Raw genomic sequence first — 15,547 nt, forward strand, 5'->3', positions numbered from 1 at the left:
GTAACCCTGCTAGCCCGAGGCTTGGGAGAAGCAAGAAGGTCGAGGAAGCGCAGAGAGAGAAGACCGGAATGTGCGTTTTTCGGGCACATGAGGATCTGAACGAACAAGCTGACGAAGAGATTCGCCGCTAATCGCAAGCCGAAATCCGAACACGGAAGTTAAGCTCTCGCGCCGATGGTAGTTGGGAGTCTCCCCCTGTGAGAGTAGGACGTTGCCAGGTAAGAGGATAAAAAGATCAGTAGAGATACTGGTCTTTTTTGTTGTTAAAAAATCTCCAGTAATAGTCATATAAACTTATTATCCGCCTTTATGCTCTCTTTTTACAATATTCCTTTAATATTTTTCAATAATTGTGGTTGAAGACAATCATTTGAGTATACATATAGTAAGATCACATAATTAGCTAAATCAAAAGGAGAAAAAATGGGGATGCTCGATTTCTTAGGTCACGATACATATATAATGTTTGCACGTATCTTTATTGCAGCTGTTTTTTGTGGGGTAATTGGGTTGGAGCGTGAATTTAATAATCATCCAGCAGGATTTCGTACCCATTTATTAGTGGGTATAGGCTCTTGTTTAATGATGATTCTTTCACTTTATGGTTTCAAAGATTATATAGATAACAATCAAAATATTCGTTTTGATCCAGCAAGAATTCCCTCCTATGTTATTAGCGGTATAGGTTTCTTAGGTGGCGGTACAATCTTGGTTAAAGGAGCAACTGTAAGAGGATTAACAACGGCTGCTTCCATTTGGATTGTTGCTGGTTTAGGACTTGTGATTGGTGCAGGTATGTATGTTTTAGCATTATTTACTACAATTATTGTTTTAATGTGCTTAATATTTTTGAATCGAATAGAAAAATATATGAATGTCAATAAAGCAAGGAACAAAATGAAAGTAGCCCTCCATTCAGGTAAGAGCAGCATTACAATTGAACAATTAACTGAAAAACTATCATCATATGAGATCTCAACAAATAAAATTATTATGACAAATTGTAGAAGGGATAAGGAGGGAAATGTCGTATTTTATTATCAATTAGAAATTGATATCTCATCGGTTCTTCATACTGATTTAGAAAAGCTATTACTGGACTATCCTGAGATTGAAAAAATCTTTTAAATAGGTTTTACATTCACTTAATTTGGCAATATTTAAAATGAAACAGAAAAGTTGAAAAATTTTTCTGTTCGTTTTATAGTTGAATTAAAGTCAAATATAGTCAAAGTCAGTGAGGGGGAGGTTGAGTGAGGAATATTTCAGACATTATTGAACAGTACTTAAAAAAGGTACTGGATAGTAGTGGGAAAGAAATAGTTGAGATTAAACGAAGTGAAATTGCTGATAGATTTCAATGTGTACCTTCGCAGATTAACTACGTTATCAATACACGATTTACGATTGAAAGAGGCTATATTGTAGAAAGTAAACGTGGCGGAGGCGGTTATATTCGAATCATTAAAGTTCGAACAAATAATCACGCACAGCTGCTCGACCAAATCTTACACTTAATTGATCATCGCCTTTCACAGGCCGCTGCTGAAGACATTATAGGTCGACTTGTTAGTGAAGAGGTAATTTCTGCACGTGAAGCGAAATTAATGTTAAGTGTCATTGACCGTTCAGTGTTATATATTGACCTCCCTCACAGGGATGAGCTTAGGGCAAGAATGGTTAAGGCCATGTTAACTTCGTTGAAATATAAGTGAAAGTAGGGGAGACGGATGATTTGCCAGGAGTGTAATGAAAGACCGGCAACGTTTCACTTTACAAAAGTGATTAATGGTGAAAAAACGGAAGTCCATATATGTGAGCATTGTGCAAAAGAAAATAGTGAATTCTTTATGTTCAATGTTAATCCTGGATTTTCTTTAAATAATTTATTAACTGGTTTGCTAAATATGGAATCTGGAAACATAAAGTCAGAGGAAAAGAATGTATTTGCATCAAATGATGTTCCTCAGTGCAGCCGATGCAAAATGAACTTTCAGCAATTTAAAAAGGTTGGCAGATTAGGCTGTTCAAATTGCTATCATACGTTTAAAAACTATATAACACCTATCCTTCGACGTGTTCATGGCGGGAATACAGCCCACTCTGGTAAAATCCCGAAACGCATCGGTGGAGACATTCATATACGAAAGCAAATAGAGGATTTAAAAAATAAAATTCACCACTTAATTGTCCAGGAAGAGTTTGAGCAAGCTGCTATGGTTAGAGATCAAATTAGAACCCTTGAAAAACAATTAAGCGGCCTTTATGAGGAGGGATCATGATTATGTCACTCCAAAACTTCATGAATAAAGCAATGAGTGCTTGGATGAGCCAAGAGGGGCCGGATTCAGATATTGTGTTAAGCAGCCGTATACGATTAGCTCGTAATATGGAGCAGTATAAGTTTCCGACACTTTCTACAAATGAAGAAGCACAAAGTGTTCTAAATTTCTTCGAGAAAACATATGCAAATAAAACCTTTCAAAAAATCGGTCATTTAGAGCTGTTGAAGATGAATGATATGCAGCCCATCCAAAAAAGAGTCTTAGTGGAAAAGCATTTGATAAGCCCTAACCTAGCAGAAAACTCTATTTACGGAGGATGCTTATTATCTGAAAACGAAGAAGTTAGCATCATGCTAAACGAAGAGGATCATATTCGCATACAATGTTTATTCCCGGGATTTCAGCTTAAAGAAGCATTGGATATGGCCAACATGTTAGATGATTTGATTGAACAAGAAGTTGATTATGCTTTTGATGAAAATAGAGGTTATTTAACAAGCTGCCCGACAAATGTAGGAACTGGTTTAAGAGCATCGGTTATGATGCATCTACCGGCTTTAGTTCTTACTCAGAAAATTAATCGAATTATTCCGGCCATTAATCAGCTTGGGTTGGTTGTAAGAGGAATATATGGTGAGGGCAGTGAAGCTGTAGGCAACATTTTTCAGATTTCCAACCAAATCACATTAGGCAAAACTGAAAAAGACATTGTCGAGGACTTGATAAGTGTTGTTCAGCAATTAATTACACAAGAAAGGTCTACCAGAGAGGATTTATACAACTCCTCACAACATCAGCTGGAAGACAGGGTTTACCGATCATTAGGAACATTGGTATACAGTCGAATTATTGAATCCAATGAGACAGCCAAGTGTTTATCTGATGTTAGATTGGGAATTGATTTAGGAATTATAAAAGACTTATCCCGCACTATTCTCAATGAACTGATGATTTTAACCCAGCCTGGATTTTTGCAACAATACTTTGGCGGGCCATTACGACCAAATGAAAGGGATATTCGCCGAGCTGCATTGATTAGAGAGAGGCTGAATCTAGAAATGGCAAGTAATAAACGGATGGAGGATGATGAATCATGATGTTTGGAAGATTTACAGAACGCGCTCAAAAGGTACTTGCTTTAGCACAAGAGGAAGCAGTTCGTTTAGGTCATAACAATATCGGAACAGAACACATTCTTCTCGGACTTGTAAGCGAAGGGGAAGGAATTGCGGCGAAGGCTCTATTGGCATTAGGACTTGGACCAGATAAGATCCAGAAAGAGGTTGAAGGGTTAATTGGCAGAGGCCAAGATGCTTCTCAAACCATTCACTACACGCCTAGGGCTAAAAAAGTCATTGAGCTATCGATGGATGAGGCGAGAAAGTTAGGCCATTCCTATGTAGGTACAGAGCACATTCTATTAGGCCTTATCCGTGAAGGTGAAGGAGTAGCAGCACGTGTGCTTAATAACGTAGGAGTAAGCTTGAATAAAGCAAGACAACAGGTTCTTCAGTTATTAGGCAGCAATGAAACGTCTTCAAACCACCAAGGCGGAAGTATGGCAAATGCAAATACTCCAACATTGGATAGTCTTGCAAGAGATTTAACAGCCATTGCCAGAGAAGGCAGTTTGGATCCTGTTATTGGAAGAAGCAAGGAAATTCAGCGTGTTATTGAAGTATTAAGCCGCCGCACAAAAAATAATCCTGTTTTAATTGGTGAGCCTGGAGTCGGTAAAACTGCAATTGCTGAAGGCTTAGCACAACAAATCGTTCAAAATGAAGTTCCGGAAATTTTACGTGATAAGCGTGTTATGACACTCGATATGGGTACAGTAGTAGCCGGTACAAAATACCGCGGTGAATTCGAAGATCGTCTTAAAAAAGTGATGGATGAAATTCGTCAGGCTGGAAATATCATTCTATTTATAGATGAGCTGCATACACTAATTGGTGCCGGTGGAGCTGAGGGTGCAATCGATGCATCAAATATCTTAAAGCCATCATTGGCAAGAGGAGAATTACAGTGTATTGGGGCAACAACACTTGATGAATATCGAAAATACATCGAAAAAGATGCTGCCTTAGAACGACGATTCCAACCAATTCAAGTGGATGAGCCGACAGTGGATGAAAGTATTCAAATTCTTAAAGGTTTGCGTGACCGTTATGAAGCACATCATAGAGTTTCTATCACTGATGAAGCGATTGATGCAGCAGTTAAATTATCTGATCGCTACATTTCAGACCGTTTCTTGCCTGATAAAGCCATTGATTTAATTGATGAAGCAGGTTCTAAAGTCAGACTGCGTTCATTTACAACACCGCCGAACTTAAAAGAGCTTGAGCAAAAGCTTGATGAAATCCGAAAAGAAAAAGATGCTTCTGTTCAAAGCCAAGAGTTTGAAAAAGCAGCATCTTTACGCGATACCGAGCAAAAATTGCGTGAACAACTGGAAGAAACTAAAAAAACGTGGAAGGAAAAACAAGGACAGGAAAATACAGAAGTCACTGTTGAAGATATTGCCATGGTTGTATCAAGCTGGACTGGTGTTCCAGTGTCAAGATTAGCGCAAACAGAGACCGATAAATTATTAAATATGGAAAACATTTTACATTCAAGAGTTATCGGACAAGAGGAAGCAGTGGTAGCCGTGGCAAAAGCGGTTCGCCGTGCAAGAGCAGGGTTAAAGGATCCGAAACGTCCAATTGGTTCATTTATTTTCTTAGGGCCAACAGGTGTGGGGAAAACGGAGCTTGCAAGGGCGTTGGCTGAATCAATTTTTGGTGATGAAGATGCGATGATTCGCATTGATATGTCAGAGTACATGGAAAAGCATTCCACTTCACGTTTAGTTGGTTCACCTCCAGGATATGTAGGTTATGAGGAAGGCGGACAATTAACGGAAAAAGTGAGAAGAAAGCCTTATTCTGTCGTTCTGTTAGATGAAATCGAGAAGGCTCACCCTGATGTATTTAATATCTTGCTTCAAGTGCTAGAGGATGGAAGACTAACAGATTCGAAAGGCCGCACGGTTGATTTTAGAAATACAATTTTAATTATGACATCCAATGTTGGGGCAAGTGAACTGAAGCGTAATAAATATGTGGGCTTTAATGTTCAAGATGAAACTCAAAATTACAAAGATATGAAAGACAAGGTAATGAATGAGTTAAAACGCGCATTCCGTCCAGAGTTCATTAATCGTATTGACGAAATTATTGTCTTCCACTCACTAGAGAAGAAGCACTTAAAAGAAATTGTTTCACTTATGTCTGATCAACTAACAAAACGCTTGAAGGAACAAGATCTTTCATTAGAATTAACGGAGTCTGCGAAGGAGAAAATTGCAGAAGAAGGTATTGATCTTGAATATGGTGCAAGACCGTTGCGCCGTGCTATTCAGAAAAATGTAGAAGATCGCCTATCAGAAGAATTATTAAAGGGCACGATTGATAAAGGTCAAAAAATTATCTTAGATGTCGAGAATGGCGAATTTGTTGTCAAAACAGCCGAAAAGGAAGAAGTTATATAATATGGGTTGATTGGAAGCTGAGGCATACCGCGATACGTGTGCCTCACTTTCTTTATTCATCAAGAATTCGACAGAAATCTGCTCTAATTTGCATTTTGTGTAAAAAAATGTAAATAAAAGCTAACGCTTCATACCTAACAAAATGCTCCTCGAAATCCTCTTTCCGTTCTATAATTAGGGATATGACTCATAATTAGCTCGACTACTTGGTAATCTAATAAGAGAGGATCGTTTTATGGCTAAAACAAAGGTAAAGTTTATTTGTCAATCATGTGGGTACGAATCACCTAAATGGATGGGCAAGTGCCCAGGCTGTGGTGAATGGAATACAATGACAGAGGAAGTTTTAAAGTCTGCCTCACCTCGCAAGGCAGTTTTTGCTCATTCCAATCAAACTGTACAAAAACCCTCCCCAATTACAAATATTGAAACAACCCAAGAACCAAGGATTTATACAAATTTAAAAGAATTTAACCGTGTATTAGGAAGCGGTATTGTCAGAGGATCACTTGTATTAATCGGCGGCGACCCCGGGATTGGTAAATCGACACTTTTGCTGCAAGTGTCCTCACAATTAACTGAAAGTGGAAATGATGTCTTATATATTTCTGGCGAAGAATCAGTTAAACAAACAAAACTGAGAGCTGACCGATTAGGAGTAAAATCTAATAAGCTTTTAGTATTATCTGAAACAGATTTAAGTTTTATTTCAAGAGCGATAGAAGAAACGAACCCATCGTTTGTTGTCGTTGATTCGATCCAAACGGTATACCATAGTGAAATAACCTCTGCTCCTGGCAGTGTTTCTCAAGTCAGAGAATCGACAGCAGAGCTGATGAGAATTGCAAAAACAAAAGGAATTGCGATTTTTATTGTTGGTCATGTAACAAAGGAAGGATCGATTGCAGGACCAAGATTATTAGAGCATATGGTGGATACGGTTCTTTATTTTGAGGGGGAAAGACATCATACATACCGCATATTGCGTGCTGTAAAAAACCGTTTTGGTTCAACGAATGAAATGGGAATATTTGAGATGAAAGAATCAGGTTTAGAAGAGGTACAAAATCCTTCAGAAATCTTTTTAGAAGAGCGGTCTAAAGGTGCGGCTGGTTCAACAGTTGTTGCCTCAATGGAAGGTACAAGACCTGTCTTAGTTGAGATTCAAGCATTAATCTCACCTACCAGCTTTGGGAATCCAAGAAGAATGGCTACAGGAATCGACCATAACCGGGTGCCATTATTAATGGCAGTTTTAGAGAAACGTGTTGGTTTGCTCCTGCAAAATCAAGATGCTTATTTAAAGGTTGCAGGAGGTGTGAAGCTTGATGAACCTGCAATAGATTTAGCAGTTGCTGTAAGCATTGCATCCAGCTTTAAGGATATCCCGCCAAAACCAACCGATGTTATTATCGGAGAAGTTGGATTGACAGGGGAAGTACGCAGAGTTTCCAGGATCGAACAAAGAGTCATGGAAGCTGCTAAGCTGGGGTTTAAAAGAGCAATCATCCCAGAGGCAAATATAAGTGGATGGAGCCCTCCTGATGAGATTGAGATTATTGGGGTTAAAAATGTAGCAGAGGCTCTCCATAAAACGTTAGGAGGATAGAGGATGACAGAGGTAGGGAATTTATCAGGTGAAAAAACACTAAATGAAATCTTACAATTTGTTGCACCAGGTACACCAATTAGAGAAGGGATTGAAAATGTTTTACGTGCGAAGACGGGCGGATTAATTGTTGTTGGTCACAATGAGAAGGTCAAGGAAATCATTGATGGTGGATTTTTCATCCAATGTCCATTCTCCTCAGCACACTTGTATGAACTGGCTAAAATGGACGGGGCCATTGTCTTAAGTGATACTGGTAATAAAATTTTGTTTGCAAATGCTCAGCTTGTTCCCGATCCGTCGATTTATTCTTCGGAAACGGGAATGCGTCATCGAACCGCAGAAAGAGTGGCAAAACAAACAGGCAATTTGGTGATCGCAATTTCTCAAAGAAGAAATGTCATTACTCTCTACCATGGTGAACTTAGGTATGCGCTTAGAGAAATTGGTGTGATTTTAACGAAGGCGAATCAGGCAATTCAAACGCTGGAAAAGTATAAACTGGTTCTTGACCAATCAATTGCTACATTAGGGGCATTAGAGCTTGAAGAGCTTGTCACCTTTAAAGAGGTTTTACAGGTGCTGCATCGATTTGAAATGGTTTTGCGGATAAAAGATGAAATTAACGACTATGTAAATGAGCTTGGAGCTGAAGGGCATCTTATCAGGCTGCAGCTTGCAGAGCTCCTTTCGGGATCAGAGGAAGAAGCGGCACTTTTAATAAAAGATTATGCCAATGACAAAGCCGTCGATCCATTTAAAATTATTAAGCAGCTTCAGGATCTTTCCAGCTTTGAGCTTTTGGAGGATTCAGATCTTTTGAAATTGCTTGGGTACACCTCATTTACGAATATAGACAGTCCGGTTATGCCGAGAGGGTATCGATTATTAAATAAAATTCCTAGGCTTCCAGGGATCATTATTGAAAATTTAGTGACAACCTATAAAAACTTGAAACTTATTTTGCGGGCAAACGTAGAACAATTAGATGAGGTAGATGGAATCGGGGAGGTGAGGGCAAAAAAAATTATAGAAGGGTTAAAAAGACTCCAGGATCAGTTGTTAATTGATAGGCACACATATAAGAATATTTAATGAATTTCCAAATTTATGGTTTTAATTTCTTGAATTTAGGGTATATTAAAATTGATTTTTACGTGTCTTTGTATGAGCAAATAAGGACAAAGCAAACGGCCAAACTTCATCAAATTATTCATACTTTTGATACGTTTTTTCCCATATTGTTTGAAAAACAGGCTTGTATCAATCTATTTACATTTTTAATTTTTTATTTCACAAGTTCTAGAAGTAAGATAAAGTAGTTATATCGTAAAAAGGAGGTGAAGGTATGTTAATAAAACGCATAATTCAACTGTTATTCTTGAGTATAGGTGGTATGTTAGGGATCTTCTTCATGCCAGAACTACTCGAGTTATTAAATATGCAGGACATACCTTTTATTAATACGCCTTATACTTTAGCCGTATTAGGTGCAATCGTCTTTTTTGTGGCAACATTTTGGTTAGTAGATTACGTTGTAAATTGGATTAAAGTTTTAGAAGAGGCTGTTGTGAAAGCTCCTGTTACAGATGTTTTATTTGGTAGTTTAGGATTAATCTTTGGTCTTATAGTTGCTTTTCTTATTGTTATTCCTTTAAAAGATATCCAATACCAAGTGTTTAATACAATCATACCAATCTTTCTTACGCTGTTGCTTGGTTATTTAGGATTCCAAGTAGGTTTCAAGAAAAGAGATGAACTAATTAATCTCTTTTCCGTACCGAATCGAATAGGAAAGAAAAAAGGAACAACGGAAGAAGAAGGTGAAACAGAAGATAAAAAGCTAAAGATTCTCGATACAAGTGTCATAATTGATGGAAGAATCGCAGACATATGTCAAACAGGCTTTTTAGAAGGAACGATTGTGATTCCCCAATTTGTTTTGGAGGAGCTTCAGCATATTGCTGACTCATCAGATGTCTTAAAACGCAACAGAGGTCGCAGAGGACTTGATATTCTTAACCGAATTCAAAAAGAGCTTGCGATTAATGTTGAGATTTATGAAGGTGACTTTGAGGATATTCAAGAGGTTGATAGCAAGCTGGTTAAGCTTGCAAAATTAACTTCAGGTGTCGTTGTTACAAACGATTTTAACTTAAATAAAGTTTGTGAACTGCAAAAAGTACATGTTCTCAATATTAATGATTTAGCAAATGCCGTTAAGCCTGTTGTACTGCCGGGGGAAGAAATGAATGTTCAAGTCATCAAGGATGGAAAAGAACATAATCAAGGTATTGCTTATTTAGATGACGGTACAATGATTGTTGTTGAAGATGGTCGGAACTACATTGGAAAACATATTGATGTTCTTGTTACAAGTGTTCTTCAAACGTCTGCCGGTAGAATGATTTTTGCAAAGCCCAAATTGTTAGAAAAGGCATTGTAAATGATAATAAGTAGAACATATTTAACCTTTTTCTACTTAGTTTTTTTGCCTAGCTCCGAAGCATTGGACGTGCAAGTGCAGTCAAGAGATGAGGACGCCCTAGTTTTTGACTGCCTCTAGGGTCTAGTCAAATAGGAATTAAAGGTAAAGAACACCTTCTATTCCTATTCGCCTTATGCTTGTCGCCGAATGCTAAGCGCCTTGCGCTTTTATTATAAAGCCCGTGAAACATTAATTGATTAATGTTCCATGGGCTGTTTTACATATATAGATTAATCTTTTATGATGGTGGTATATTGTTTTTTTGAAGGAGTAAACATAATGAACTATCAAGTCGTTATACCAGCTGCTGGACAAGGCAAACGGATGAATGCTGGTAAAAATAAGCAGTTTATTAAGCTTAATCATGCCCCCATTATCATTCATACGTTAAGAGTATTTGACAGTCATCCATTATGCTCAGGAATTATCCTGGTTATAAATGAACAGGAGAGAGATGATTTTCTTCGTTTACTTAAACACTATCATATTAAAAAAGTGAAATCGCTTGTATCAGGTGGAAGTGAAAGGCAATACAGTGTATATAATGGTTTACAGGCTGTTGATGAAGGCGAGCTTGTCCTTGTACATGATGGAGCGCGACCTTTTATATCGCATGAAAAGATAGAAGATTTAGTACATAAAGCAAAGGAAACGGGAGCCGCTACTTTAGGAGTGCCGGTAAAGGATACAATCAAGCGGGTGCAGAACGGAGTGGTTGTTGAAACGGTGGAGCGATCAACCTTAGTGTCAATCCAAACCCCGCAGGCCTTTATTTTGCCGATTATTCTTGATGCTCATCACCAAGCGAACAAGGAAAATTATCTTGGGACAGATGATGCCAGCCTTATTGAACGAGCAGGCCGGCCGGTTTCTATCGTATTGGGCGATTATACAAATATAAAATTAACAACCCCAGAGGACTTGATCATCGCGAATGCAATTTTGAGCGGGCAAAAACATATCTGATCCAATAAAAGGAACAATGAAGAGAGGGAAAAGAATTGATTAGAATTGGACAAGGCTTTGATGTCCATCAATTAGTTGAAGGACGTCCATTAATAATTGGCGGCATTGAAATACCTTATGAAAAAGGGTTATTAGGACACTCTGATGCAGATGTTTTACTGCATACAGTGGCCGATGCTTGCTTAGGTGCCATTGCAGAAGGAGATATTGGCAAACACTTTCCAGATACTGACCCTGAGTTTAAGGATGCAGATTCTGCTAAGCTCCTTATACATGTATGGAAGCTTGTGAAGGGCAAAGGGTATGAACTAGGAAACATAGATTGCACAATCATTGCGCAAAAGCCAAAAATGGCACCTCATATTGAAAAGATGAGAGAGAAAATTGCAGAATTGCTTGAGGCAGACCTTACACAAGTAAATGTCAAAGCTACGACAACAGAAAAGCTTGGCTTTACAGGTAGACAAGAGGGGATTGCGGCACAGGCAACTGTATTAATTAAGAAACGATAAGAACTTATTATTTTTTTGTATCTTGACCATATTGGTGATAAAATTAGGTCTGACTAAATGAAATAGAACTGTATTTATATATAAAGCTGTGGAGGTTAAAGTATGACAAACGAAGTAAGGGTGCGATATGCCCCAAGCCCAACCGGTCATTTACATATAGGAAATGCTAGAACAGCATTATTTAACTATTTATTTGCAAAAAATCAAGGCGGAAAGTTTATTGTCCGTATTGAAGATACTGACAAAAAGCGAAACATTGAAGGCGGAGAGGAAAGCCAATTAAAGTATTTAAAGTGGCTTGGGATTGACTGGGACGAAAGCGTAGATGTCGGCGGAGAATATGGTCCTTACCGCCAATCAGAACGTAATGACATTTATAAGAAATATTATGAAGAGCTATTGGAAAGAGGGCTTGCTTATAAATGCTATTGTACGGAAGAAGAGTTAGAAAAAGAACGTGAGGAACAAATTGCCCGCGGTGAGACGCCTCATTATTCTGGAAAACATGCGAATTTAACAGCTGAGGAGCAAAAAGTCTATGAAGATCAAGGCTTAAAGCCAAGCATTCGGTTCAGGGTTCCGGCAAATCGAGAGTTTCGCTTCACTGATATGGTGAAAGGTGATATTTCATTTGAATCAGAGGGTATGGGTGATTTTGTTATTGTCAAAAAGGATGGGACACCAACCTATAATTTTGCAGTAGCTGTTGATGATCACTTAATGAAAATTTCCCATGTTTTACGCGGCGAGGACCATATTTCGAATACACCAAAGCAAATCATGATTTATGAAGCATTTGGATGGGATATCCCGACGTTTGGTCATATGACGTTAATTGTCAATGAGCAGCGTAAAAAATTAAGTAAACGTGATGAATCGATCATTCAATTTATTGAGCAATATGAGGAGCTTGGTTATCTCTCAGATGCATTGTTTAACTTTATTGCCTTGCTTGGCTGGTCACCTGTTGGAGAAGAGGAGATCTATAGCAAAGAGCAGTTAATTGAAATATTTGATGCTGCACGTCTATCAAAATCCCCTGCTGTTTTTGATACACAAAAACTGGCATGGATGAATAATCAATATATAAAACAATTAGAGGTCGATCAGCTTGTCCCGCTTGCACTTCCGCATTTAGTTAAGGCAGGAAAAGTATCTGAAGCGATGAGCGGGGAAGAAAAAGAGCGAATTTATGGGCTGATTGCTCTTTATCAAGAGCAAATGAGCTATGGTGCGGAAATTGTTACTTTAACTGAATTATTCTTTAAGGATGATATTACCTATAATGACGAAGCAAAGGCTGTTCTTGAAGGTGAGCAGGTGCCAGAGGTATTAAAAGCATTTGTAAGTGAGCTGGAAGGATTAGAAGACTTTTCAGCAGAAAATGTAAAAACTGCCATTAAAGGGGTACAAAAGGCAACTGGCCAAAAAGGGAAAAACCTATTTATGCCGATTCGTGTTGCAATTACCGGCCAAACCCATGGTCCTGATTTACCGAAGTCAATTGCTGTTTTAGGGAAAAACACGGTCCTTTCCCGATTAGAAAATATTATTAGTTAACTTTTTTAAAAAAATGTAATATAGTATGGTTAAACCAATAGTTAGAAAGCGTTGATAAGGAGAGTAAAGCATTGCTTCCTTTTCAGAGAAAACCTCCATCGGCTGAAAGGGGTTTATGTGAAGTAATTCTTGAAATGCACCTTTGAGTCTTTTACTAAACGTCTAGTATTGGATTAGTAAGTAAAAGCGTGTCGCTCTACGTTATAGAGCTAAAGTTGAGGTTATGAGGCGAACGATTATTTCGAGATGCTCATACCTAAACAGAGTGGAACCGCGTGCAAAGCGTCTCTGTATTATGGCAGAGGCGCTTTTTTGTATGGACCAAAAAGATAAAGGGAATGGCTAGCAAGAAAAAAGAAATAGAGTTTTTGGGCAGACAGCAAAGGGAGTAGGGAGACTGGTAAGATCCTTTCTTTACTAAATAATAAAGGTTTATCGAAAGTGATGAATGGAGGGATATCCGTGTTTAAAATGATGAAAGAAGATGTGGAGGTCGTATTTGAACAAGATCCAGCTGCGAGGAACTATCTTGAGGTTATCTTGACGTATTCAGGTTTACATGCGATTTGGGGCCATCGGATCGCACATGCTTTATACAAAAAGAAGCTTTTCTTTCTTGCAAGGGCTGTTTCGCAAATTAGCAGATTTTTTACAGGAGTGGAAATCCACCCAGCTGCAAAAATCGGCCGCAGGTTCTTTATAGATCACGGAATGGGAGTTGTTATTGGGGAGACATGTGAAATCGGCGATAATGTTACCGTGTTCCAAGGGGTAACACTTGGGGGAACTGGTAAAGAAAAAGGGAAAAGACATCCAACAATAAAAGATAATGCATTGATTGCGACAGGAGCAAAAGTGTTAGGATCGATTACTGTTGGTGCATACTCTAAAATAGGAGCAGGCTCTGTTGTGCTAAAGGATGTTCCAGATCATTCAACAGTTGTTGGAATTCCTGGTAAAGTGGTTATTCAAAATGGCCAGCGGGTTGGGAAGGATTTAGACCACTGTAATTTGCCTGACCCGGTTGCAGATCGATTTAAAGAGCTTGAGGCTGAGCTTTCAAGCTTGAGATATGAAGTACAACAGTTAAAGAAAGGAACGAGTGAACATGACAATAAAGTTGTACAATACGCTAACGAGGCAAAAAGAAACGTTTGAACCTCTTGAAGCAGGAAAAGTAAAAATGTATGTTTGCGGTCCAACCGTATATAACTATATTCATATCGGGAATGCAAGACCGGCAATCGTTTACGATACAGTTAGAAAATATCTTGAATATAGCGGTTATGAAGTAAACTTTGTATCTAACTTTACAGATGTTGATGATAAATTAATTAAAGCGGCAAATGAACTCGGTGAGGATGTTCCAACCATTGCTGAACGTTTTATCGATGCTTATTATGAAGATGTTTCTGCACTAGGATGCAAGCGAGCGACCATTCACCCGCGTGTGACAGAAAACATTGACATTATCATTGATTTCATTCAAGCATTAATTGATAAAGGCTATGCCTATGAAGCAGGCGGAGATGTTTATTATAAGACGAGAGAGTTTGCAGAGTACGGAAAGCTTTCCCATCAATCAATCGACGAGCTGCGATTAGGCAACAGAATTGAGGTAGGAGAGAAAAAACATGATGCTCTCGATTTTGTTCTATGGAAAGCAGCTAAAGAAGGAGAAATTTTTTGGGAAAGCCCTTGGGGACATGGGCGCCCGGGCTGGCATATTGAATGCTCTGCCATGGCGAAGAAATACCTTGGCGATACAATCGACATTCATGCAGGTGGACAGGATTTAACCTTCCCACATCATGAGAATGAGATCGCTCAATCAGAGGCATTAAATGACAAGCCATTTGCAAGATATTGGATGCATAATGGTTATATTAATATCAATAACGAAAAGATGTCTAAATCATTAGGAAATTTTGTTCTCGTACACGATATCATTAAAGAAATTGACCCACAGGTTGTCCGTTTCTTTATGCTATCTGTTCATTACCGGAACCCAATTAACTTTTCACAGGAATTGCTGGAAAGCACGGCGAATGCGTTTGAACGGTTAACGACATCTTATACGAATCTGCAGCACCGTAAAAACAGCAGCACGAATTTAACTGATAATAACGATGAATGGCTAAGCAAAATTTATGATTATCGTCAGCAATTCAAGAAAGAAATGGATGATGACTTCAACACTGCAAATGCCATTTCTGTCCTTTTTGACTTATCGAAGCAAGCAAATTATTACTTACAAGAGCAAAATACATCTGAAGAAGTGATCCAGGCGTTTCTTGATGAGTTTGATCAACTAGGCGAAGTGTTAGGGGTCAAGTTTGCTTCTACTGAACTCTTAGATGAAGAGATCGAAGAAATGATAAATCAGCGGATTCAAGCAAGAAAAGACCGTAATTTTGCATTAGCAGATGAAATCAGAGATAAATTAAAAGATTTAAATATTATTTTAGAGGATACCCCGCAAGGAACTAGATGGAAGCGTGGTTGATTATACAACCTTTAAAGAGGGAATAAAGGTAAGGAAGATCAATATTGAAGGGGGCACCAAAGAGTTCTATAGCCTCCTTTTCATAT

The 15,547-nt window shown here is 38.4% G+C and carries 13 protein-coding genes and 1 other annotated feature; all 13 genes read left to right on the forward strand.

Annotated features, from left to right (window positions below; translation table 11 throughout):
- The first annotated feature begins 423 nt into the window (after positions 1–423).
- Positions 424–1,128: an MgtC/SapB family protein gene (locus tag Q1B07_RS16135; RefSeq protein ID WP_299092179.1), complete on the forward strand. Its 705-nt coding sequence runs from the start codon at positions 424–426 to the stop codon at positions 1,126–1,128.
- A gap of 125 nt (positions 1,129–1,253) precedes the next feature.
- A complete protein-coding gene (locus Q1B07_RS16140) occupies positions 1,254–1,715 on the forward strand; it encodes a CtsR family transcriptional regulator (protein ID WP_299092178.1) in 462 nt (153 codons plus the stop codon).
- 15 nt (positions 1,716–1,730) lie between these two features.
- Entirely contained in the window at positions 1,731–2,282 is a 552-nt protein-coding gene (locus Q1B07_RS16145) for a UvrB/UvrC motif-containing protein (protein WP_299092177.1), read from the forward strand.
- 2 nt (positions 2,283–2,284) lie between these two features.
- Positions 2,285–3,382 (forward strand): protein arginine kinase, encoded by a 1,098-nt coding sequence (locus Q1B07_RS16150; RefSeq protein ID WP_299092176.1) that lies wholly within the window; start codon positions 2,285–2,287, stop codon positions 3,380–3,382.
- Positions 3,379–5,820 carry an ATP-dependent protease ATP-binding subunit ClpC gene (clpC, locus tag Q1B07_RS16155; protein WP_299092174.1) on the forward strand — a complete coding sequence of 814 codons (2,442 nt, stop codon included), beginning with the start codon at positions 3,379–3,381 and terminating at the stop codon, positions 5,818–5,820. The genes Q1B07_RS16150 and clpC overlap by 4 nt, the downstream gene beginning before the upstream one ends.
- Before the next feature lie 235 nt (positions 5,821–6,055).
- Positions 6,056–7,429, forward strand: a complete 1,374-nt coding sequence (gene radA / locus Q1B07_RS16160; protein ID WP_299092172.1) for a DNA repair protein RadA — start codon at positions 6,056–6,058, stop codon at positions 7,427–7,429.
- 3 nt (positions 7,430–7,432) lie between these two features.
- Entirely contained in the window at positions 7,433–8,524 is a 1,092-nt protein-coding gene (gene disA, locus Q1B07_RS16165) for a DNA integrity scanning diadenylate cyclase DisA (RefSeq protein ID WP_299092156.1), read from the forward strand.
- Between the two features lie 253 nt (positions 8,525–8,777).
- A complete protein-coding gene (locus Q1B07_RS16170; RefSeq protein WP_299092155.1) occupies positions 8,778–9,875 on the forward strand; it encodes a PIN/TRAM domain-containing protein in 1,098 nt (365 codons plus the stop codon).
- A gap of 321 nt (positions 9,876–10,196) precedes the next feature.
- Positions 10,197–10,883, forward strand: a complete 687-nt coding sequence (gene ispD, locus Q1B07_RS16175; RefSeq protein ID WP_299092154.1) for a 2-C-methyl-D-erythritol 4-phosphate cytidylyltransferase — start codon at positions 10,197–10,199, stop codon at positions 10,881–10,883.
- A gap of 35 nt (positions 10,884–10,918) precedes the next feature.
- A complete protein-coding gene (gene ispF, locus Q1B07_RS16180; RefSeq protein WP_299092152.1) occupies positions 10,919–11,395 on the forward strand; it encodes a 2-C-methyl-D-erythritol 2,4-cyclodiphosphate synthase in 477 nt (158 codons plus the stop codon).
- 102 nt (positions 11,396–11,497) lie between these two features.
- The gene (gene gltX, locus Q1B07_RS16185) at positions 11,498–12,955 is read left to right on the forward strand and encodes a glutamate--tRNA ligase (RefSeq protein WP_299092151.1); all 1,458 of its coding nucleotides are present in this window, start codon (positions 11,498–11,500) and stop codon (positions 12,953–12,955) included.
- 42 nt (positions 12,956–12,997) lie between these two features.
- Positions 12,998–13,248, forward strand: a binding site (T-box leader).
- A gap of 151 nt (positions 13,249–13,399) precedes the next feature.
- On the forward strand, positions 13,400–14,113 hold the full coding sequence (gene cysE, locus Q1B07_RS16190; protein WP_299092150.1) for a serine O-acetyltransferase: 714 nt from the start codon (positions 13,400–13,402) through the stop codon (positions 14,111–14,113).
- Positions 14,064–15,461 carry a cysteine--tRNA ligase gene (gene cysS / locus Q1B07_RS16195; protein WP_299092148.1) on the forward strand — a complete coding sequence of 466 codons (1,398 nt, stop codon included), beginning with the start codon at positions 14,064–14,066 and terminating at the stop codon, positions 15,459–15,461. The genes cysE and cysS overlap by 50 nt, the downstream gene beginning before the upstream one ends.
- Positions 15,462–15,547: the final 86 nt, after the last annotated feature.

The sequence above is a fragment of the uncultured Metabacillus sp. genome (assembly GCF_947503125.1).
Lineage (GTDB): Bacteria > Bacillota > Bacilli > Bacillales > Bacillaceae > Metabacillus.

Excerpts from the sequence above, each read along its gene's own strand:
- cysS (WP_299092148.1), top strand. The coding sequence starts at position 14,064 with ATGACAATAAAGTTGTACAATACGCTAACGAGGCAAAAAGAAACGTTT.
- cysE (WP_299092150.1), top strand. The coding sequence starts at position 13,400 with ATGAATGGAGGGATATCCGTGTTTAAAATGATGAAAGAAGATGTGGAG.
- gltX (WP_299092151.1), top strand. The coding sequence starts at position 11,498 with ATGACAAACGAAGTAAGGGTGCGATATGCCCCAAGCCCAACCGGTCAT.
- radA (WP_299092172.1), top strand. The coding sequence starts at position 6,056 with ATGGCTAAAACAAAGGTAAAGTTTATTTGTCAATCATGTGGGTACGAA.
- Q1B07_RS16150 (WP_299092176.1), top strand. The coding sequence starts at position 2,285 with ATGTCACTCCAAAACTTCATGAATAAAGCAATGAGTGCTTGGATGAGC.
- ispD (WP_299092154.1), top strand. The coding sequence starts at position 10,197 with ATGAACTATCAAGTCGTTATACCAGCTGCTGGACAAGGCAAACGGATG.
- Q1B07_RS16170 (WP_299092155.1), top strand. The coding sequence starts at position 8,778 with ATGTTAATAAAACGCATAATTCAACTGTTATTCTTGAGTATAGGTGGT.
- disA (WP_299092156.1), top strand. The coding sequence starts at position 7,433 with ATGACAGAGGTAGGGAATTTATCAGGTGAAAAAACACTAAATGAAATC.
- clpC (WP_299092174.1), top strand. The coding sequence starts at position 3,379 with ATGATGTTTGGAAGATTTACAGAACGCGCTCAAAAGGTACTTGCTTTA.
- Q1B07_RS16145 (WP_299092177.1), top strand. The coding sequence starts at position 1,731 with ATGATTTGCCAGGAGTGTAATGAAAGACCGGCAACGTTTCACTTTACA.
- Q1B07_RS16135 (WP_299092179.1), top strand. The coding sequence starts at position 424 with ATGGGGATGCTCGATTTCTTAGGTCACGATACATATATAATGTTTGCA.